Annotated in this window: 17 protein-coding genes, 2 tRNA genes and 2 rRNA genes; 10 read left to right on the forward strand and 11 right to left on the reverse strand. The window is 41.6% G+C overall.

Annotated features, from left to right (window positions below):
• Positions 1-32: 32 nt before the first annotated feature.
• Together CTN07_RS02785 and CTN07_RS02790 are read right to left on the reverse strand one after the other, a co-directional pair.
• Positions 33-830: an SDR family NAD(P)-dependent oxidoreductase gene (locus CTN07_RS02785; RefSeq protein WP_005300880.1), complete on the reverse strand. Its 798-nt coding sequence runs from the start codon at positions 828-830 to the stop codon at positions 33-35.
• Positions 831-874: 44 nt separating this feature from the next.
• On the reverse strand, positions 875-2248 hold the full coding sequence (locus tag CTN07_RS02790; protein WP_005300885.1) for a permease: 1374 nt from the start codon (positions 2246-2248) through the stop codon (positions 875-877).
• 232 nt (positions 2249-2480) lie between these two features.
• Here CTN07_RS02790 and CTN07_RS02795 point away from each other — a divergent pair, with 232 nt between their 5' ends.
• Positions 2481-2957 (forward strand): methylated-DNA--[protein]-cysteine S-methyltransferase, encoded by a 477-nt coding sequence (locus CTN07_RS02795; RefSeq protein ID WP_036764332.1) that lies wholly within the window; start codon positions 2481-2483, stop codon positions 2955-2957.
• Here the strand turns inward: CTN07_RS02795 and CTN07_RS02800 are convergent.
• Positions 2954-3544 (reverse strand): DNA-3-methyladenine glycosylase I, encoded by a 591-nt coding sequence (locus tag CTN07_RS02800; protein ID WP_036764334.1) that lies wholly within the window; start codon positions 3542-3544, stop codon positions 2954-2956. The genes CTN07_RS02795 and CTN07_RS02800 overlap by 4 nt on opposite strands.
• A gap of 164 nt (positions 3545-3708) precedes the next feature.
• On the opposite strand from CTN07_RS02800, the gene CTN07_RS02805 reads away from it, so the two are divergent.
• The 3 genes from CTN07_RS02805 (at position 3709) to CTN07_RS02815 (ending at position 6161) form a co-directional block, all read left to right on the forward strand.
• Positions 3709-4353 carry a bifunctional 4-hydroxy-2-oxoglutarate aldolase/2-dehydro-3-deoxy-phosphogluconate aldolase gene (locus tag CTN07_RS02805; protein WP_005300893.1) on the forward strand — a complete coding sequence of 215 codons (645 nt, stop codon included), beginning with the start codon at positions 3709-3711 and terminating at the stop codon, positions 4351-4353.
• A 171-nt stretch (positions 4354-4524) separates the two neighbouring features.
• Complete coding sequence (gene trhP, locus CTN07_RS02810) at positions 4525-5901, forward strand: prephenate-dependent tRNA uridine(34) hydroxylase TrhP (protein ID WP_005300896.1); 1377 nt, start codon at positions 4525-4527, stop codon at positions 5899-5901.
• A gap of 5 nt (positions 5902-5906) precedes the next feature.
• The gene (locus CTN07_RS02815; RefSeq protein ID WP_036764336.1) at positions 5907-6161 is read left to right on the forward strand and encodes a YfhL family 4Fe-4S dicluster ferredoxin; all 255 of its coding nucleotides are present in this window, start codon (positions 5907-5909) and stop codon (positions 6159-6161) included.
• 94 nt (positions 6162-6255) lie between these two features.
• Here CTN07_RS02815 and mepA read toward each other — a convergent pair whose 3' ends face one another.
• Both mepA and fdhD read right to left on the reverse strand, forming a co-directional pair.
• Positions 6256-7059: a penicillin-insensitive murein endopeptidase gene (gene mepA / locus CTN07_RS02820; protein WP_005300898.1), complete on the reverse strand. Its 804-nt coding sequence runs from the start codon at positions 7057-7059 to the stop codon at positions 6256-6258.
• 368 nt (positions 7060-7427) lie between these two features.
• Entirely contained in the window at positions 7428-8276 is an 849-nt protein-coding gene (fdhD, locus tag CTN07_RS02825) for a formate dehydrogenase accessory sulfurtransferase FdhD (protein ID WP_005300899.1), read from the reverse strand.
• Positions 8277-8380: 104 nt separating this feature from the next.
• Between fdhD and fdnG the strand changes: the two genes are divergently transcribed.
• The 6 genes from fdnG to selB all read left to right on the forward strand — a co-directional run bounded on the left by fdnG (position 8381) and on the right by selB (position 17415).
• Positions 8381-11395 carry a formate dehydrogenase-N subunit alpha gene (fdnG, locus tag CTN07_RS02835; protein WP_005300901.1) on the forward strand — a complete coding sequence of 1005 codons (3015 nt, stop codon included), beginning with the start codon at positions 8381-8383 and terminating at the stop codon, positions 11393-11395.
• A gap of 3 nt (positions 11396-11398) precedes the next feature.
• Positions 11399-12289, forward strand: a complete 891-nt coding sequence (gene fdxH, locus CTN07_RS02840; protein WP_005300903.1) for a formate dehydrogenase subunit beta — start codon at positions 11399-11401, stop codon at positions 12287-12289.
• The gene (locus tag CTN07_RS02845; RefSeq protein WP_036764342.1) at positions 12286-12918 is read left to right on the forward strand and encodes a formate dehydrogenase subunit gamma; all 633 of its coding nucleotides are present in this window, start codon (positions 12286-12288) and stop codon (positions 12916-12918) included. Before fdxH ends, CTN07_RS02845 begins: the two co-directional genes overlap by 4 nt.
• A 162-nt stretch (positions 12919-13080) precedes the next feature.
• Entirely contained in the window at positions 13081-13971 is an 891-nt protein-coding gene (gene fdhE / locus CTN07_RS02850; protein WP_005300907.1) for a formate dehydrogenase accessory protein FdhE, read from the forward strand.
• Positions 13972-14047: 76 nt separating this feature from the next.
• Positions 14048-15499 (forward strand): L-seryl-tRNA(Sec) selenium transferase, encoded by a 1452-nt coding sequence (selA, locus tag CTN07_RS02855; protein ID WP_005300908.1) that lies wholly within the window; start codon positions 14048-14050, stop codon positions 15497-15499.
• Positions 15496-17415: a selenocysteine-specific translation elongation factor gene (selB, locus tag CTN07_RS02860; protein WP_005300911.1), complete on the forward strand. Its 1920-nt coding sequence runs from the start codon at positions 15496-15498 to the stop codon at positions 17413-17415. The genes selA and selB overlap by 4 nt, the downstream gene beginning before the upstream one ends.
• 63 nt (positions 17416-17478) lie before the next feature.
• On the opposite strand, the gene CTN07_RS02865 is transcribed toward selB, so the two are convergent.
• From CTN07_RS02865 to rrf (CTN07_RS02890), 6 genes are all read right to left on the reverse strand, one after another.
• A tRNA-Sec gene (locus CTN07_RS02865) sits at positions 17479-17573 on the reverse strand.
• A 107-nt stretch (positions 17574-17680) separates the two neighbouring features.
• A complete protein-coding gene (locus CTN07_RS02870) occupies positions 17681-18655 on the reverse strand; it encodes a sugar-binding transcriptional regulator (RefSeq protein WP_005300913.1) in 975 nt (324 codons plus the stop codon).
• A 271-nt stretch (positions 18656-18926) separates the two neighbouring features.
• The gene (locus CTN07_RS02875) at positions 18927-20618 is read right to left on the reverse strand and encodes an acyl-CoA dehydrogenase family protein (protein ID WP_005300917.1); all 1692 of its coding nucleotides are present in this window, start codon (positions 20616-20618) and stop codon (positions 18927-18929) included.
• 958 nt (positions 20619-21576) lie between these two features.
• Positions 21577-21653: transfer RNA gene (locus CTN07_RS02880), tRNA-Asp, on the reverse strand.
• Between the two features lie 32 nt (positions 21654-21685).
• Positions 21686-21801: ribosomal RNA gene (gene rrf, locus CTN07_RS02885) — 5S ribosomal RNA — on the reverse strand.
• A gap of 79 nt (positions 21802-21880) precedes the next feature.
• A 5S ribosomal RNA gene (gene rrf / locus CTN07_RS02890) occupies positions 21881-21996 on the reverse strand.
• Between the last annotated feature and the right edge of the window lie 232 nt (positions 21997-22228).

Consider the following 22228-nt stretch of genomic DNA (forward strand, 5'->3'; position numbering starts at 1 on the left):
CAAGGAACCAGAGTTAGGAATACGTCTTAATTTTAAAACTGTACTTTATCTGCATCAAAGAAATAACGAGCAGTCGCAATATTCATACCACCAGTTACTGGTAAGCAAACACCCGTAATAAAGCCTGCTAAATCACTAGCTAAAAAGCCTACTGCATTAGCGATATCTTCAGGCTCACCCATACGCTTAATTGGCTGAGTCGATAAGAAGTTATCAATAAATTCTTGATTTAAATTCTTCTTCACAGCATCAGTTGCAATCATACCTGGTAGTACAGCATTACAACGAATACCGTAGCTAGCGTATTGAATCGCAATTTGGCGAGTCATATGGTTAATAGCATTTTTAGCTGTACCGTAAGAGATACTCGACATTTCTGCACTTAATGAAGAGAGAGATGAAATATTAACAATGCTACCACCGCCATTTTTCACCATCGCAGGAATCACGGCTTTTGATGGAATGAAAACGCTATTGATATTAGCTAGAATATTTTTTTCCCAGTCAGCTACATCTGTGTGGGCAAGATCGCGATCAACTCGTAGATCAACACCACCAAAGTTGTTGACCAACACATCAATTTTACCTTCTTTTTCTAAGATAGAATCAATAAGTGGTGCATAGGAATCATTGTCAAAAGCATTAAAGAATCGACCTTCAGCATTACCGCCTTTCGCTTTAATTTCATCCGCCGTTGCTTGCGCCTCTTCTACTGCCCAATCAGCAACATAAACTGTCGCTCCTTGCTCAGCCAAAAGTAGGCTACACGCTTTACCAATACCTTGAGCACCCGCTAATACTAGTGCGACCTTGTTTGTAAACACAGACATAGTTACCTCGATTTTTGTTATTATTTTCAACAAACTAATAGGAATTACATATTCATTCCCATTCCAGCATTTGCTTTTTTACCTAAGCGGTAATACCAGATAGACAAAGGAATAAAAACACAGTTCAAAATAGTAGTTAAATTTAATCCAAAACCGTCTTGATTGATAGTTCTTAAACCTTCTGTTGTCACATTAATATCAAAACCGTGGAAGATGGCATCCACACAAAGGCCAGTAAATAAGATAGCAATAAATAACAAACCAACCATCCATTTAGCAGGACGTTTGCCGTAATATTTCTGATATACCTTCATCATTGGAATAGTCAAAACATCCGATAAGATAAAACCGATCACACCACCAAATGAGATACCACCATGCCAAAGCGCTGCTGCAAGTAATAAGTTACCCACAGAACAAACATAAGCGATCATAGCGACAAAAATACCAATCACTACATCAAGGAATGAATGAAGCCACATAGGAAGCGCAGCATCATTACTGATAAACAGCGTACGCCAACCTTCAAGCGGTACAACAGCAATCAAAATAGAAGAAACAACCACACCTATCAGGATCTCTTTGCCAATCATGGCTAAATCCATCTGGAAGAAACCTGCTGACTTAGTGATTTTTTCCATCATTGGTGATTGAGGTTCAGTCGGTTTCATGGCACTCATATCATGATGATCATACTTCATTGAAGACATATCCATACCACAGTCTTCATGATCGCCTTTCATGTTCATAGCACCCATATCATGATGTTCGTGCTTCATCGAAGACATATCCATACCGCAGTCTTCGTGCTCACCTTTCATGTGCATGGCACCCATATCATGATGTTCGTGCTTCATCGAAGACATATCCATGCCGCAGTCTTCGTGCTCACTTTTCATTGAAAACATGTCCATACCACAATCGCTGTGGCCACCAGCTGAACCTTCTTGCTCTTGTGCTAATTTAGCTCGAAGTTCCTGCTCAACATCTTTAGGATAAAATCGTTCAAACAAAAACGCCGCACTAACAATTAAGATTAATCCACCAAGAATTTCACCCCAAAAGAAAGTCCAGCCCAATAATGCAACTAACACAATGAACATTTCGACAATTAAGTTTGTACTGGAAACTAAAAATGCCATTGCGTTAGCGACTGTTGATTTTTTACTAAGTAGGGTATGTGAAAGAGATGCTGCTGCATAAGAGCAAGAAGAAGAGACCATACCAAGTACAGTTGTTAACGAAAGACTTTTCGCGGTGGTTTTGCCTAAGTTTTTTGCAACCGTTTCAACGGGTAATAAATGCCGGATAAAAGAAGAAAGAATTAGACCAAACGCTAATGGCCAATAAACTTGCCATACCATATTGAAAAAAACGGATATGGTATGAAAAATGATGTTGCCATCTCCACTTTCCATAAGTGCACCTTTGTCATTGTAATTTATATAATGAATACTATATAAGCATAGTACGCCCCTCTTAAAGCATTAGATCGCTTTTATCATTCAAAATTACTTTGCAAATATGGACTTTGTAAAAACAAGCAAATAACTTCAATTCCCGCTTTAATTGGCAAACACCTCACTGTAAAACGCCTATTTTTCACGTATCCTATTACTTCTTTTTGGTGGTTAAGGAATAAGTAAAACTATGCAGCGCTATTACACTCAGCTAGATACTGAGCTTGGAACATTAACATTATGTGCCAGTGATAACGGTCTGACGCATCTCTGGATTGAAGGACAAGAAATTCAAGCAAAAGATAAAGGAACTCGAATTGAGACACATCCTATTTTAGTGCAAGCCTGCCAAGAAATTACCGATTATCTTGCAGGTACCATTACCACTTTTTCAACACCTTTAGATTTATCAGGCACACCGTTTCAACAATCAGTTTGGCAACAACTATTAACAATTCCTTATGGAAAAACCTGCTGTTATCAAGACATCGCTAAAGCACTGGGTAAACCGAAAGCGTGCCAAGCCGTTGGTATGGCAAATCGTCATAATCCCGTAGCAATTATTGTTCCCTGCCACCGAGTAATTGGAAAGAATGGCTCTATGACAGGCTATGATGGTGGAATATCAATTAAAGAGCGGTTGTTGGATTTAGAGCGCGCACTTTAATCATGATCTTGATAACAATCACAATCAACTAAGTGGTCATTGACCATACCAACAGCTTGCATGAAAGAGTAACAAGTTACTGGACCAATAAATTTAAAGCCTTGCTTTTTAAGCTGTTTACTCATCATGACAGATTGCTCAGTTTGCGCGGGTATTTGTGTCATGGTCTGCCATTGATTCACGATGGATTGATTATCAACAAACCGCCAAAAGAAATCGGCTAATGGTGTCTGTTTTCGTACTTCAATCAGCAATGCCAAGTTATTCAATGCAGCGGCAACCTTACCTTTATGTTTAATCACATCAAACTGTTGGCAAATATGCTCAACTAACGGTTCTCGCTCTAAAGGTAACAATTCGGTTTCTATTTTTGCTAAATCAAAATCGAGAAAAGCTGCGCGATAAGCCGGACGTTTACGCAATACCGTTAACCAACTCAATCCACTTTGCATACTCTCTAAAATGAAACATTCAGCAAGAGCGTTATCGTCTTTTGGAATGCGCCCCCACTCAGTATCATGATATTGCTGTAAAAGAGGATCGGACAGCGCCCACGCACACGTTGTTGTCATCTTGTCATTCTCCATAAAAAACTTATCACTACGTTACCGAATATAATTCCAAGAGCCAGTATATGATGTTTATCACATAAAAATTATCCCTATAGTGTCCAAGAGAAAAGCACACTTGGTATACTCCCTCACATATCGACACGGAAGCCAGATTAACCCAATCAGATAGGGAGCGCGATATGAATAATAATTGGACAATCGCACCACAAGACGTTTTTGCCATTTCACCGATCATCCCCGTTATGGTTATAGAACGGATCGAAGATGCAATCCCCATGGCAAAAGCACTTATGGAAGGTGGTATATCTATTTTTGAGATCACCTTACGTACCCCTGTTGCTCTTGAAGCGATGACATTAATTGCTAATGAGCTCCCCCAAGCCTTAGTTGGAGCTGGTACTGTCCTAACTTGCGCACAATATGATGCCGCAGTACAAGCAGGCGCTAAGTTTGCTATCTCACCAGGAATGTCACCCTCTTTACTTTTGCATGCACAACAAGGGACTGTACCTCTTATTCCTGGGGTGGCGACACCATCTGAAATTATGCAAGCATTAGAGCTGGGCTATGACCACCTTAAGTTTTTTCCTGCAGAAGCATACGGCGGCGCTCAAACATTAAAAGCCATCTCCGCGCCATTGCCCCAAGTCACGTTTTGCCCAACGGGTGGGATTAATACGGCCAATGTTATTGAATATAAAACGGTTAAATCAGTTGCAACGATCGGTGGCTCATGGATGTTGCCAAAGGATCTTATTGCGCAAGGCCAATGGGAAGAAATAACAAAATTAACCAAAGAAGCCGTTACCTTACTCAGTAATTAAAATCTCACTAAGCAGGGCTAAGTTAGCTCTGCTTAAAGATTGAACGTTCTTAAACAAAAAAATCCCGTGAGAAAAGTAGCGCAACCGCCTCGAAAAACGTAGAATCTCGCCTCCCCTTCGTATCATTAGGTGATACGAACTGATCTGGAATCAGAAAGAGACAATAGAGCTATGTTTACACCAGAATTACTTTCCCCTGCAGGTAGCCTTAAAAACATGCGTTATGCGTTCGCTTATGGCGCAGATGCCGTTTATGCAGGCCAACCACGTTACAGCCTTCGTGTACGTAATAACGAGTTTAACCACGAGAACCTAAAAATTGGTATCGATGAAGCTCACGCCCTTGGCAAAAAGTTTTACGTGGTATGTAACATTCAACCACACAACTCAAAGCTAAAAACCTTTATTCGCGATCTTAAACCTATCGTAGATATGGGCCCTGACGCTCTAATTATGTCAGATCCTGGTCTTATCATGATGGTTCGTGAAGCGTTCCCTGAGATGACAATTCACCTATCTGTTCAAGCAAACGCTGTGAACTGGGCAACGGTGAAGTTCTGGGAAACACAAGGCGTTGAGCGTGTGATCCTATCGCGTGAACTGTCTCTAGAAGAAATTGAAGAGATCCGCGAGCAGTGCCCTAAAATGGAACTGGAAGTATTCGTTCACGGTGCTCTTTGCATGGCTTACTCTGGTCGTTGCCTACTATCTGGTTACATTAACAAACGTGACCCGAACCAAGGTACATGCACTAACGCATGTCGTTGGGAATACAAAACTGAAAAAGCAACTGAAAACGATGCAGGCCAAATTGTTGAAGTTCAAGAGGCTGTTCAAATTGAGCGCCCAGATAACACTATCGGCCTTGGCAAACCAACCGATGAAGTGGTGCTACTAAGCGAATCTCACCGTCCTGAAGAAAAAATGGCGGCATTTGAAGATGAGCACGGTACGTACATCATGAACTCAAAAGATCTTCGTGCGATTCAACACGTTGAGCGCCTAACTAAAATGGGTGTGCACTCACTGAAGATCGAAGGCCGTACTAAATCTTTCTACTACTGTGCTCGTACAGCACAAGTTTACCGCCAAGCTATTGATGATGCCGTTGCTGGTAAGCCATTTGATCCAACGCTAATGACAACACTAGAAAGCCTAGCTCACCGTGGTTATACGGAAGGTTTCCTACGTCGTCATACACACGATGCGTACCAAAACTACGAGTACGGCTATTCAATTTCTGATACTCAGCAGTTTGTTGGTGAATTCACTGGTAAGCGTCGTGGTGATCTTGCTGAAATTGAAGTGAAGAATAAGTTTGTTGTTGGTGACAGCCTAGAAGTGATGACACCGAAAGGTAATGTGATCTTCACACTTGAGCGTATGGAAAACCGTAAGTCTGAAGCAGTTGATGATGCAAAAGGTAACGGTCACTTTGTGTTTATCCCAGTACCAGAAGATATGGATCTAAGCTACGGTCTATTGATGCGTAATCTAAACTCAGGTGAGAACACTCGTAACCCACACGCACCTAAAGACGGTCAATAATCGCTATGGCACTACTGATCACCGATAAATGCATTAACTGTGATATGTGCGATCCGGAATGTCCGAACGAAGCTATCACTATGGGTGCAGAGATCTATGAGATTAATCCAGATCGCTGCACAGAATGTAAAGGTCACTATGACAAGCCGACATGTCAATCGGTGTGTCCTATTACAAACTGCATTATTACCGATCCAAACCATACTGAGACAGAAGAAGAGTTACTGGAAAAATTCGTGACACTTCAAGGTCTGGTATAAGGTTTACCATTCCAATACAAAAACGCCAGCTCACCATGCTGGCGTTTTTTTTATCTATTAAATACTCATAAGAATATTAACGATTGTAAAACGGCTAACCTTTTAACAATGCCTTACACTGTGCTGGCATAACTGGCTTTGGTTTTGGCTTAGGTTTTACAGTAGGTTTAGTTTTATCAACTGGCTTTGGTCGCCATGAAGCTAACTCGGCCCCACAGCCATCTCCCGGTGGAGGCGGTGTTTGAGCCTGACAATATTGACTACCTTCAGGGCAATTCAAACGGACATGAAAATGATAGTAGTGCCCCCACCAAGGACGGACTTTGCGCAGCCATGAACGATCTTTCCACTCTTCTTTACACAAAGTCTCTTTAATCACAGGGTGCACAAAAATACGCGCCACTCGTTCATCACTAGCAGCCAGTTGGATCAGTTGGGCTTGCTTTTCAGTCCAGTTATCTTTGTTTATCTTATATTGCTCAAGGTTGACCATTGGTAGCGCAGAGACGGTTTGCAGCTGACTTTTATCTAATGGTTTATCGGTTATCTTGAGCCAAATATCAGCATCCAATCCAGTTTGATGGCTAGCATGACCTGAAGAGAAGCGTCCACCTCTTGCCATTGCGATATCACCAATTAAAACATTACCTATTTTTAATTGATTTGATGCGTGAGTCAGTTGCTGTAAAAATTCAATAAGCTCTGGATTACCATAATAGCGATGACGATTAGAACGAATCACCTGATATCCTTCACCTTCAAGAGGTAGCGCCTCACCACCAGCAAGACATCCATTTGCGTAAGAGCCTATTGATTGAGCTTCTCCTTGCGTCGGAGTTTTAAATTTCTCCCATGGCGATGCTGATACGCTGGCACACATTCCAGCTAAGCAGCCCATAATAATGATTTTCCGTAACACAATATCATTCCTAATTGCTTAAAATTTCGTTATCTGCTCAATAATAGCTTATTTAAAAATGAAATAATAATTTTCGTTTTTGGTTTAAACTTGCCATTTATTTGGTTCAATTGATAATTTATATCATTAAGCACAGTTATATAGTATTAATATATTGGAATGACTCTCAATTGCATTATATTAAATCAGCTCCTTTTAGGGGATCTAAGGTTTATTTCAGTCATTATTACCCCTAAGATAATATTGTTAATTAATTCAAACCTTATATTTAAGTATAAATTAACCTAATCTTATAAAATTAAAATCAATAATCTTCTGTTTATATTCATCAGGTAATTTTAGGGTATTTAAAGTGATCTAATATTATTATCCGTTATTACTCGGTGTGGATGAGTATAAATAGTTGCTCTACCCTTCCGACAAAAGCCGACTAACGTTAATCCAGAATCTTCTGCTAATTTGATCGCTAGTGCAGTTGGTGCTGAGACAGCCATTAATATTTCTATACCAACCGATGTCGCCTTTTGTACTATTTCATAACTTGCTCGACTTGTTATTAATACAGCGCCATGAGTCAATAATGAAGATTTTGCACGGGCACCAATTAATTTATCCATTGCTACATGACGGCCGACATCTTCATAAATAGCGGCTAAATTACCACATGAATCAACCCACACAGCGGCATGTGTACACCCTGTTGTTCCAGCTAATTCCTGTTGTTGATATAGTTTATCAAGACACTGATTTAAAACAGATAAATGTATTACCTCGTCATTATTTACTGGCGATACAGGTTTCATTGCTTGCTTTAAATGCTCGATACCACATAAGCCACACCCCGTTCTACCAACTAATTGGCGACGCTGTTCTTTTAGCAGCATAAAGGGACGCATTTGCAATTCAATATGAACTTCAATTCCTTGGTAATTACTTTTTATATCAATATATTTAATTTCTTTAATATCTGAAATAATTCGCTCAGATAACGAAAAACCAATAGCAAAACTCTCTAAATTAGAAGGGGTTGTCATCATTACAACATGAGATATCCCATTATAAATAAGCGCAACAGGAACCTCTTCAGCAATATAATCTTCACATTCTGTTTTTATTCCATTCTCATATTTAATTATTTCATGAGTCGAATATTCAGCATGCTTGAAATATTCAGTATCAATTGGGCAACTTGTCATAGGGTTTTATATTTCTGCAGATTTGACGATAGTGAATTTGTTTTTATAATAACCACTCGTTTTTTTGTTATACAATTCTTTTTTTAATATTTAGGTATTCGACTTTGAATATTAGTAGACGCCAATTATTTAAATTGTGTGCAGGTACGGTTGTTGCTTCAACAATTACCTCTCTTGCCACAATTTCAAAAAAAGCGTGGGCTGAAGCGCGGGAGTTTAAATTAACTGCTGCCAAAGAGACACGTAATACATGTTCTTACTGTTCGGTAGGTTGCGGTACTTTGCTATACAGCACAGGCGCAGCTAACGGTAATATCAAACAAAAAATCTTCCATGTTGAAGGCGATCCTGATCATCCAGTAAGCCGTGGCGCATTATGTCCAAAAGGTGCAGGCCTTTCTGGTTTCGTTAACAGCGAACAGCGTCTTAAATTCCCAGAATACCGCGCACCAGGTTCTGACAAATGGCAGCGTATTTCTTGGGATGAAGCCTTCACTCGCATTGCTAAGCTAATGAAAGCTGACCGTGATGCAAACTTCATTGAGAAAAATGACCAAGGCACAACTGTAAACCGTTGGCTATCAACCGGTATGCTATGTGCTTCTGCCGAGAGCAACGAAAATGGCTGGTTAACTCAGAAGTTTGCTCGCGGTTTAGGTATGGTTCCAGTTGACACTCAAGCGCGTATTTGACACGGCCCTACGGTAGCAAGTCTTGCTCCAACATTTGGCCGCGGCGCGATGACCAACAACTGGGTCGATATCAAAAACGCTAACGTTATTTTAGTTATGGGCGGTAACGCAGCAGAAGCTCACCCTGTAGGCTTCCGTTGGGTTGTAGAAGCTCAAAAACACAACAACGCAGAACTTATCGTAGTGGACCCACGTTTCACTCGTACCGCTGCTGTTGCTGATCACTATGTTCCTATCCGTTCAGGTGCCGATATTGCTTTCCTTCTAGGTGCAATTCGCTACATGATGGAAACTGGTCAAGTGAACCACGAATATGTTAAGGCTTACACTAATGCTAGCTTTATCGTTCGTGATGATTATGAATTCCACGATGGTCTGTTCTCTGGCTATGATGCAAAAGAGCGCAAGTACGATCGTAGCAGCTGGTTCTACAAACTAGACGACCAAGGTTATGCGCTTAAAGATGAAACGCTAAATCACCCTCGTTGTGTTTGGAATCTATTAAAAGATCACGTTTCTCGTTATACACCAGAAGTTGTTAGCAACATCACAGGTACGCCTGTTGAGCAATACAACATGGTTTGTAAAGCACTAGCAAGTACTGCTGCTGACAACCGTACTGCAACTATTCTGTACGCCACCGGTTGGACTCAACACTCTAAAGGTGCAGAAAACATTCGTTGTATGGCGATGATCCAGTTACTGCTAGGCAACATGGGTATGGCTGGCGGCGGTGTTAACGCCCTACGAGGTCACTCAAACATTCAAGGTATTACTGACCTAGGTCTATTGGCTCAAAGCCTACCGGGTTATCTAAAGCTGCCTTCAGATAAAGATGTGGACTTCCAGACTCACTTGAAGCACCACACACCAACAGCTTTAGAACCAGGGCAGACTAACTACTGGCAGCACTACCCAGCATTCTTTACATCACTACTGAAGTCTTTCTACGGTAAAAACGCAACTGCAGAAAATAACTTTGGCTACGACATGATGCCAAAATGGGATCAGATGTACGACATGCTGCGCTACTTTGACATGATGTACAAAGGCAAAGTAAATGGCTATATCTGCCAAGGCTTTAACCCTGTTGCTTCTATGTCTAATAAGCAAAAGACATTGGATGCTCTGTCTAACTTGAAGTACCTAATCACTATCGATCCACTGGTGACTGAAACTTCAACTTTCTGGCAGAACAAACCAAACGTTAACGAAGTAGATACTGCGAATATCCAAACAGAAGTATTCCGTCTACCTTGTGCTTGTTTCGCTGAAGAAGATGGCACCATCGTAAGTTCAGCTCGTTGGCTACAGTGGCACTGGAAAGCTGGTGATATGCCAGGAGAAGCAAAAGGTGATGCTGAGATCCTAGCGGGTATCTTCTTGAAGATGCGTGAAATGTATCAAAAAGAAGGTGGTACTTACGCCGATCCTATTTTGTCTCTAGATTGGAGCTATGCAATTCCATCTGAGCCAAATGTTCGTGAATTGGCAAAAGAGCTAAACGGTAAAGACGCTAACGGTAATCAGCTATCTAGCTTTGCTCAACTAAAAGCCGATGGTTCAACAACATCTGGTTGCTGGCTATACACAGGTAGTTGGACAGAAGCAGGTTGTCAAACATCGCGCCGTGATAACCACGATCCATCGGGTCTTGGTCTAGCACCAAACTGGGCATGGGCATGGCCTTTGAACCGTCGTGTTCTCTATAACCGCGCATCAACTCGTCCAGATGGTACACCATGGGATAAGAGCCGTACTTTGGTTGAGTGGAATGGCAGCAAATGGGTCGGTCCAGATGTGCCTGACTTCAATGCGAAGCTACCGCCATCAAGCAATGCAGGTCCATTTATTATGCAGCCTGAAGGTGTGGGTCGTCTGTTTGCTCTAGATAAGATGGCAGAAGGTCCATTCCCTGAGCATTATGAACCGTTTGAGACACCAATTGGTACGAACCCACTGCATAAAAATGTGGTTTCAAACCCAGCGGCTCGTCTGTTCAAAGATGATGCAGCTCAACTAGGTACAAAAGTAGATTTCCCATTTGTGGCAACTACTTACCGTCTAACTGAGCACTTCCATACTTGGACTAGCCACTCACAATACAACGCCGTACTGCAACCTGAACAGTTTGTAGAAATTGGTGAAGGATTGGCTAAAGAGAAAGGCATTAACAACGCGGATATGATTCGTGTGACATCTAAGCGTGGCTTTATTGAAGCGAAAGCGTATGTCTCAAAACGTATTACTCCGCTCCATGTTAACGGTCAAATCGTACACACAGTGGGTATTCCTATTCACTGGGGTTACGAAGGCGACACTAAGCCAGGTTATTTGGCAAATACGCTGTCTCCATGTGTTGGTGATGCAAACTCACAAACACCTGAATACAAAGCGTTCTTAGTTAATGTGGAAAAGGTGAAGTAACGTATGGGTATGGAATCGCAAAATATCATCCGTAGTTCTGCGACCTCATCAATCACACCAGCACCTCATGGTCGTGAGCGTCAGATTGAGATCACAAAACTTATCGATGTGACATGCTGTACAGGTTGTAAAGGCTGTATGGACGCATGTGGTGAGTGGAACAACTTGCGTGGCAAAGTAGGAACATTCGAAGGTTCTTACCAAAATCCACCAAACACAACCGCTGAAGTTTGGACCACAATCCACTTCAAAGAAATTGAAGAAGATAACAAGTTCAAATGGTTGTTCAGCAAGCACAGTTGTATGCACTGTTCAGATCCTGGTTGCTTAAAAGCTTGTCCAGAGCCTGGCGCTATCGTGCAGTACGAAAACGGCGTGGTGGACTTTGACTCTGAAAAATGTGTTGGCTGTGGTTACTGTATCGCGGGTTGTCCATTCGATATCCCTCGCATGAACCCAGTTGATAACCGCGTATACAAGTGCACCTTGTGTTTGGATCGCCTACAAGCAGGTCAAGTGCCATCTTGTGTGAAAACATGCCCAACAGGCGCACTGCGTTTTGGCTCTCGTGAAGAGATCCTTGAGTATGCCAATGAGCGTGTTGCAGCCCTTAAAGCAAAAGGTCACAGCAAAGCAGGTATCTATAACCCAGAAGGTGTTAACGGTACTCACGTGATTTACATCTTGCATGATGTTACAGATCCTGAGCGTTACGATTTACCGAAAGATCCTAAGATCAGCGAAACGGTAAAACTGTGGAAAGATGACTTTAAGCCACTAGCCGCAGCGGGCATCGTAGGTACGTTAGCACTTGCAGCTATTCACCGTGTTACCGTAGGTCGTAGCCGAGTGAAAGAGGAAGAAGATCGCAACCAAAAAGGAGATGAAAAATGAGTTTGAATCAAACAGTTTTACGTCATAAACCTTTAAACCGAGTTGTGCACTGGACGGTGGCAATAACAGGTATTTTAACCTTGTTATCTGGTCTGTCTTTTATGTTCGCCCCTCTACACTTTCTAAGTTATGTGTACGGTACACCGCAGCTTGCGCGTATTTTGCATCCATTTGGTGCCATCATCATGACGGTTGGTTTGTTCTTCTTAGCCGCTCGCTATTGGAAGTACAACCACTTTGAAAAAGGCGACATGCAATGGATGTTAAGCGTTAAAGATGTATTAACAGAAAACGAAGACAAAGTACCACCAGCAGGCCATTACAACGCTGGTCAGAAAATGATTTTACGTCAATTTCTAGCGTGTGGCGTGTTGTTACTGGTTTCAGGCATTGTTGCTTGGCGTGCGTATTTCTCTGCTGACTTTAGCATTGATACTGTTCGTATTGCGCTGATTGTTCACTCAATCGCAGCCTTTGTGTTCTGCCTAAGCTTGATCATTCACGCATACATGGCGTACTGGGTACAAGGTTCTATCGATGGCATGTTAGAAGGCAAAGTCTCTCTAGCATGGGCGAAGAAACACCACCCTCGCTGGTTCCGTGAACTTGAAGCGGGTAAGAAACACTAATTCAGCATCATGCCAATTTACCTGGTTAGATTGGCATTGATTAAGCTGAAACACATAACAAAGCTGCAGATTACATGTCTGTAGCTTTGTTCTTATTTAACCAATTGCGATTTGAACATCACCAAACCGCAATTGGTCTTTTTGTTTATTTGGAATAAAAATATGAGCGTAAAAATTCTCGAAAAAGACATGATTATCAAGCAAAACTCTGATGGCTTTACCCCTTTGATTATCGGCCAACCTACGACAATTTTTACGGCTCGAGCGCAGCGCTTACGTCAATTAGCTCAAGACTCATTCATGGGTGATTATTTGCTACTGGTTGGCCAAATTGCCCAACAACAAGCTAACCTTGCAGAGCAGTTTGAATCTCAAATCCAAACTTTTGCAGCCCAACAAACGCCACTATGGCCACTAACATTTGATAACACTTGGATGCCACTATTAACCAAGATGTTAAATACAATGCTAGACGCTCTTATCCCGGTCGTATCTGAGGATATGCTGGCGGTTTTAAATGAAGTTAAAACACTTGATAACACCACATTAGAGCAATATTTTTCTCAGCTACAGCAAAACCAATTCGACTCAGTACCGTCAGAACAAGCCATCTTATTATTTGCGGTATTAAATACTTTTGTCAGTCTGTATGTCGCTGCATTACGCTTGGAATGGCAGCCAGAGTTGGATAAAAAACAACATAATTGCCCACTGTGTGGCGCGGCTCCTGTTGCTAGTCTAGTTAAAGATCGTGGTGTACGTTACCTACATTGCAGCCAATGTGAAGCGCAATGGCACCGTTTACGTGCTGAGTGTACCCAGTGTGATGATGGTGAAGATATTCAATTAAAAAGTGCCACACTAGAAGATGCAGTTCGAGCTGAAACCTGCAGTCATTGTAATAGCTACCTAAAAATACTTTTCATTGAAAAAGACTTTAAAGTTGAACCTATCGCTGATGATTTAGCGACCTTGGTGTTGGATCAAAAACTAGCAGAAGATGGCCTACTTCGTAGCGGTTTTAACCCGTATTTATTGCCATTAATGCAGTAATAATACCGATAGAAGTTTCTTATTTAAGTCACCATATTCAAACGATTTTGCCAGCTAAACAACAAACGAGAACACTATGACTGCACGTGCTTTATTTGCTCATCTACCGAGTGTAGACCAAATAATTCATCACCCATTGCAGCAAGCCCTTATTGCTCAGTATGGAAAAGTTCACCTCACCGCTATGGTACGTCAATTACAACAAGAAGCGAGAGAGACAATCCGAACTCAACAGCAATTACCCAGTTGGCTGGCAAGCTCTGAACCTTTGGTATCTAAAGCCTTAATCTTAGATCGTTTTTCACAGCATTTAACTCACGCTCTTGCTCCTAAGCATCAGCAAGGGCTACAACGTGTCTTTAACTTAACTGGCACCATTTTACACACCAATTTAGGCCGAGCTCTACAAGCCGAAGCGGCCATCAAAGCCGTCACTCAAGTTATGCGCTATCCGTCGACACTTGAGTATTCACTACAAAATGGTCAACGAGGTCATCGAGATCACGCTATCAGTGAACAACTACAGCAGCTTATTGGTTGCGAAGATGCCTGTTTAGTCAATAACAATGCAGCGGCAGTTTTATTGATGCTAGCAGGTACTGCGGCGGGTAAAGAAGTGATTGTCTCCCGAGGTGAATTGGTTGAAATTGGAGGTTCATTTCGCATCCCTGATGTTATGCGTCAAGCGGGATGCCAACTGGTAGAAGTGGGCGCAACTAACCGCACACATCTGCGAGATTACCAACAAGCTATCAGTGAACACACTGCGGCTTTGATGAAAGTACATACCAGTAACTATTTGATTCAAGGATTTACCAGCTCGGTTGCAGAAGCCGATTTATGCCAATTAGCCCACCAACATCAATTGCCCGTCATTAGCGATCTGGGCAGCGGATCGTTAATTGATCTTAGCACTTACGGCTTACCTACAGAGCCGATGCCTCAACAAATGTTGCGTGATGGTATTGATTTGGTCAGTTTTTCTGGTGATAAATTATTAGGAGGCCCTCAGGCTGGGATCATTGCGGGCCGAAAAGATCTGATCGAACAATTGCAACATCATCCTCTCAAGCGAGCCCTTCGTTGCGATAAGATGACTTTGGCCGCATTAGAAGCAACACTTAATCTTTATCGTCATCCAGAGCAACTTCCGTGTGAATTACCCACTTTACTGCGCCTAACCCGTACCTTAGATCAACTAAGTGAACAAGCTCAGCAGCTATTACCTTATTGTCATCAACTGGCTGGTAAGGATTTTACGGTTACTATTGAGCCAAGCTACGGCCAAATTGGCAGTGGCTCGTTACCTACTGAACAATTGGAATCAATCGCAATCAGTTTTCAAGCAAATCACACCAGCTCGCGATCCTTAAATGATCTGGATGATCTATTACGAAGTGGTGAGATCCCTATTATCGGTCGAGTTCATCATAATAAACTGTGGCTCTGTATGAGGGGCTTGGTTGATATTAACGACTTTATTACCCAACTTAATCAACTCTCATCTACTTCAGAGGTCATGGCATGATTATCGTTACCGCAGGTCATGTCGATCATGGCAAAACTCATCTACTGCATGCATTAACGGGCACCAATACTGATCGATTACCAGAAGAGCAAAAACGCGGTCTAACCATTGATCTAGGCTACGCTTTTATGCCTTATCAAGATCAAAATAATCATCAGCAAACATTAGGTTTTATCGATGTTCCAGGTCATGAAAAGTTTCTGTCGAATATGCTGGCTGGTGTCGGTACTGCTCATCACGCCCTATTTATTGTAGCGGCCGATGAAGGTTTAATGGCGCAAAGTTATGAACATTTAACCATTTTGCGACTATTAAACATGGACAGTTTAACGGTTGTCATTACCAAATCAGACTTAGTCGATCCAACCACTTTACAGCTTCGTATTAACCAGGTGGAAAATGCATTAGCGATGCAAAATATCACCCAATGGCACACCTTCACCTGTTCCGCTATCACAGGTGAAGGCATCGATGATCTGAAACAGCATCTAGTGACCATGGCCAATACTGAGCAACAAAAGCAGGTCGTTGGTAAAGGTTTTCGTTTAGCCATCGACCGTGCTTTTTCAGTAAAAGGGGCGGGATTAGTCGTCACAGGAACAGCACTTAATGGCCAGGTTAAGGTGGGAGATACCCTTTATTATGTCACCCATAATCCTCATCATGGTGGTGTTGAAAGTGAACCGATTAAAGTGCGAGGTCTACATGCTCAAGGTCAGGAGGCACTAACAGCACAAGCAGACCAACGTATTGCCCTTAATATCAGTGGTAATATCGATAAAAACCAAGTTTCACGAGGTGATTGGCTCGTTGCGATAAAACCTGAACAGACAGTCAAGCGCATTACCGCAACGATTCAAGTTCATCAACCAATCAAGCACTGGCAAAGCGTACAATGTTTTCATGCTGCGAGCCACACTATGGCGAAAGTAGCACTATTAGAACAAGAGAGCGCTATAGCAGGTGAAACGATATTGGCTGAACTGCAATTTGAGCAACCTTTGGCCCTGTGTGAACAAGATAAATTACTGCTTCGCGATCCTGCGCAAAAACATAACCTAGCCTCAGCAGTTGCTATTGATCTTGCGCCACCTAACCGTGGTAAACGCAAGCCTGAGCGCATTGCTTATCTACAAAAGCGCAGCACATTACAACAACCTGAAGCGATACTAAAACATCTATTACACCATCATCCGGTCGATAGCAGAACATTCGCTTGGCAACATCAAATTCATTCAGCGCAATTAACTCAATTATTGCCTCAAGATGAAACGATTCAACAAGCTGGGCTATACTTGTTCAGTGCAAATTATCAATGCCAGTTACAACAACAAATCGTGACTCAGCTAGAACGGTTTCATCAAAAATCTTGTGATGAAATTGGGGTAGGTAAAGCTCGCTTATATCGAATGAGTGCATTAAATCAACCTCAAGACATCTTTGAGCAGGTTTTGGCTCAGCTGTTATTAAACGGAGAAATCAGTAATACACGAGGCTGGTTGCACCTTGCAAATCATCAACTGACCTTAACAGAACAAGAGCAACAACTGTGGTTAGCCATTGAAGCTCGAATGAACCAAGATTTAAATCCTCATTGGATTCGGGACTTAGCAACAGAGTTTGATTTGGCAGAAGAGAACATTCGTCAGTTAAGTTATAAATTGGCACAACTGGGTTATTTATCAGCAATTGTTAAAGACCGTTACTGCACGTATCAACAGTTACATACTATGGCCGATTTAACACGAGAGCATATTGCTCAATACGAAAAAGTTGAAACTGCAGAATTTCGGACCCTAACGCAACTGGGCCGTAAAGTCGCCATTCAAATCTTGGAATATTTTGATCGTATTGGCTTTACCAAACGCAAATTTAATTATCGTCAGTTACGCGATAGCGAATTGCTAAAAGATTAAATATACAAGACTCAACGATGAAGATTCACAGGGAAGTGATAATAGAAAGATAAGGACAAAAAGTGGCGGAAGAACATAGGAGTCGAACCTACCCAGGACTGCTGGCAGCCCTACCCGGATTTGAAATCCGGACGCATCACCGGATACGCCGTTCTTCCTCAATTTGTGTGATGTATTTTATTGGTATAACCGATATGATGCAACCGTAAAAGTATAATTAAGCCAATTACGATTGCATATTAATAGTAGATGCTTAAAAAGAGCACTATTTCATTTGTTGATCTAAATTGAGAATCGTCAACGCATTACTTACATTGGTCGCCAATACGTCAACAACCCCAGAACGCAGAGCTCCAAGCAGCGCCAATGCTTTACTGTTTTCCGCTGCAATAACGACAACCGTTGGAATATGACGTAACTCTTCCATACTCAAACCAATGACACGATCACTCATCATAGTATCGGCTTTATGACCTTGGCTATCAAAAAAATCATATCCTGCAATATCACCAACTACGCCTTTACGAATTCGAGCTTCGACAATCTCTTGCGGAGAAAACCAACCCAGCTTCACCATATGACTATTTTCATTCATATCGCCCACCCCCACTAACGCAACATCAGCGCGGCGAGCTCTATCCAATGTCTCTTTTACCGTACCATTTTTCATGAAGGCTTCTTTTACTGTGATGTCTTCAACGTAGGCCGGAGCATACAAAGTTTCACTAATACCATCGTATTTTTTCGCTAACTGACGGCAAATATGGTCAGCATTGATTGCATTTCCTGAGCGATGGGTGCCGCCAATACCACAAACAAAACGACAATTACGATGAGGAACCACGCCTACATGTCCGGCTATAGCTGCAACATTTCGACCTTGCCCAACCGTTACTACCATGTCATCGGTCAGTACTGAAGACAAATAGCTTGAAACCAAACTGGCCACTTGTTGACGCTGAGTTTCATCATCTGGCTGATCCAAAGCAATTAAAGCTCGTTTAAGATTAAAGCGCTCAATCAGTTGCTGCTCAAGCTTTTCACTAAAGACTGGATGGTATTTCACTGTAATCTCAACTACGCCTTCTTCACGGGCACGACGTAGCAAACGACCAACTTTGGCTCGTGACATACCAAACTTTTGTGAAATCTCTTCTTGAGTCGCACCATCTTGATAATAAGCAATGGCTATTTCGGTAAGTAAGTCACTATCGACATGATCAGTTGGAGCTGTGCTCATCAATATATCCTTAATGAAATCAGTACTAATGTAATCATATCACGATTGTAATCAGAGCCAGATAACAGATTCAACCAACCACTTGTACAGCTTTTCTTAAATTTAACAGCAAAAAGATAACCATGATTTTTCAACACAGTAAACCTTACCAAAATACGAAAATAACATACTGAATAATAATAAATTAATAGCTTGTACAGCTTTTGGCACATAGGAGCTCAAGAGCTAAATCTAACTATATATAATGAAATATTTAGCTCTTAAAACCAGATTAATCGAGAGCAGTATAAGTTCCAGATAAGCTATAAATAGACTGCCATAATGCTTTAAAACGCTCCTGATCGTGATGAGGTTTATGCTGTATTAAACGCAAAGCACTATATTGACCTGAGGTCGATGACGGCTTATTTGCGAGCGTTAATGCATAATGGGACATATCTCGAACTAAAACATCAAAGATTTCATTGATCAATATATCTTCAGTAGCAAGGTGCTGAGCACGTTCTAAGATTAAGTGTCCATAAACAATCAGAGTAAAGCACTCTCCCATCGCCAAGATATAATCAACATCTCTAGCCTGATCCTGACTTGGCGAATGGTGTAATAAATAATCTTTGAAGGCCGCGATTTGCTGTTTAAAGATCTCAACATTCTCTAATTTAACTGCATCGTAAGTTTGCTGATAATCATGAAATTGAATCTTTCCTAGCCCTCGAGTTGGACCTTGATTAAAAAGAAAATCATCATTTGCAACATCATCTCGATGAGGGATAACAGGGTAATCTTTGGGATTAAACAGATAGTTCTGCATAAACTTCACAACAAGCGCCATATTAACGTGCACAGTTCCTTCTAGCTTAGGAAGCATACGGATCTCATGTGCTGCAGTTTCAAAAAATGGCTCTTGTTCAAATCCTTTTGCTGCTATGACATCCCACAAGTGGTTAATCACTTCCTCCCCCTGAGAAGTTACTTTCATTTTGACCATTGGATTAAACAGTAAGTAACGGCGATCATCTTGAGAGGCTGAACGCATATAATCACAAGCTCGTTCAGAAAAAAGCTTCATAGCACATAACCGAGCATAAGCGTCCGCAAATAGACGTTGAATATGAGGGAAGTCGGTAACATATTTGCCGTAAATATTACGATGAGCAGCATGGTTAATTGCTTCATAAAAAGCATGCTCGCATAAACCAATAGAAGCAAACCCTAAATTGAATTTACAAATATTGATTGTGTTTAGCATATCATCCCAAGCTTTTTGTCCTCGCTCAGATATATCCTCAGCAGTAATCGGATAGTGATTAATCGTATATTCTGACACATGGATTTGCTCATTGACTGTATTCTTCACACAGGTGTATTGAGGATGCTTAGAGTCAACGACAAAAAATACATAATCATCACTATTTTCAACCTTACCAAAGGTAGAGACTAAACCAGCCTCATTACCATTTCCGATATAATATTTGCTACCACTCCCCTCGAAATATCCATTACCTTTATCAACCAATTTCATTTCTGAAGAGTAAATATCAGCGCCATGTTCTTTTTCCGATAAACCAAAAGCGCAAACATGCCCCTCTTGTAATAGCTGAGCGGCTTTATGCTTCAGTTCCTCATTACTTCCAAGCCAAACAGGCGCTACACCAAGCATAGATACTTGAAAGGTGTACCAGTAAGTTATGCCATAAAAACCAATAATTTCAGCAAATTTAGTATTACGGTAAGTATCCCATCGAGCCGATGGATCACCATATCCTTCAGGCGTCATTAGCGTTGCAAGCACCTGATTATCTTTCATAAAATCGACAAATTCATAATTCCAAACTTTATCATGCCAATCTTTCTTTATACTTTTCAGTCCTTTAGCTTCAAAGAAATCGATAACTTTCTGCATTAATTGCTGAGTTTCTTGATCTTTATAGTGAAAGTTATGTTTTTGAGGGTTAAATAACATCACATATCTCCTTTATAACACCTGAAATATTTTCATAGGTTACTTTTTCACCATACGCTTGAAGACAGAAAATCAGGTGACTATTTAAGCCATTTAGTTGGCTAAATCAGACTAAAAATAGATTTTGTGATAAAGATCAGACGTAAAATAGTTTAATGAGATTGGAAAAATGGAAGTTTTTAGATTCGACATATAGCAAAAAAGCCTGACTCTTTCGAATCAGGCTTTTTCTTAAATAAGTGGCGGAGCGGACGGGACTACTATACCGAACATCAGCGCGACTCTCGGCGTGACGGGTCGGCTTGCTCTTAAACAAAAAGCAAACCAACTGAACTACCGCTCAACTTTCATCTATCTTTAATTTTTACTGTATAAAGAAAAAAGCCTGACTCTTTCGAACCAGGCTTTTTCTTAAATAAGTGGCGGAGCGGACGGGACTGCTATACCGAACATCAGCGCGACTCTCGGCGTGACGGATCGGCTTGCTCTTAAGCAAAAAGCAAACCAACTGAACTATCGCTCAACTTTCATCTATCTTTAATTTCTACCACATAAAGAAAAAAGCCTGACTCTTTCGAATCAGGCTTTTCTTAAATAAGTGGCGGAGCGGACGGGACTACCATACCGAACATCAGCGCGACTCCCAGCGTAACAGGTCGGCTTGCTCTTGAACGAAAAGCAAACCAACTGAACTACCGCTTAACTTTCATCTATCTTTAATTTTTACTGTATAAAGAAAAAAGCCTGACTCTTTCGAATCAGGCTTTTCTTAAATCAGTGGCGGAGCGGACGGGACTACTATACCGAACATCAGCGCGACTCTCGGCGTGACGGGTCGGCTTGCTCTTAAACAAAAAGCAAACCAACTGAACTACCACTTAACTTTCATCTATCTTTGATTTTTACTGCATAAAGAAAAAAGCCTGACTCTTTCGAATCAGGCTTTTTCTTAAATAAGTGGCGGAGCGGACGGGACTCGAACCCGCGACCCCCGGCGTGACAGGCCGGTATTCTAACCAACTGAACTACCGCTCCGCAGCGTGTCTATTCATCTTATCGCAATAAGAATCTAGCAATGTCCTACTCTCACATGGGGAGACCCCACACTACCATCGGCGCAACAACGTTTCACTTCTGAGTTCGGCATGGGTTCAGGTGGTACCATTGTGCTATGGTCGCTAGAAAAATTCTTTAACTAAACAAAGTCTTACTATTATCGCTCTGTTTAATTTTCTACCGCTAAACGGCAGATTTTAATTAAAGCTTGGCGATGTCCTACTCTCACATGGGGAGACCCCACACTACCATCGGCGCTGCTGCGTTTCACTTCTGAGTTCGGCATGGATTCAGGTGGGACCACAGCGCTAAGGTCGCCAAGCAAATTCTTTTTCGTTACGAGTGTCGAGATTTCTCGATACGAGACTCCTAACGTTACAATCTTAAAAACTGACTATCGCGATACTCGATAACTCGATTCTCGCGGTCTCAAACTTACATTCAAGTGTTTGTGGAGTCCGATAAAACCCCTTGGGTGTTGTATGGTTAAGCCTCACGGGCAATTAGTACAGGTTAGCTCAACGCCTCACAGCGCTTACACACCCTGCCTATCT

This window comes from Photobacterium damselae (genome assembly GCF_003026815.1).
GTDB lineage: Bacteria > Pseudomonadota > Gammaproteobacteria > Enterobacterales > Vibrionaceae > Photobacterium > Photobacterium damselae.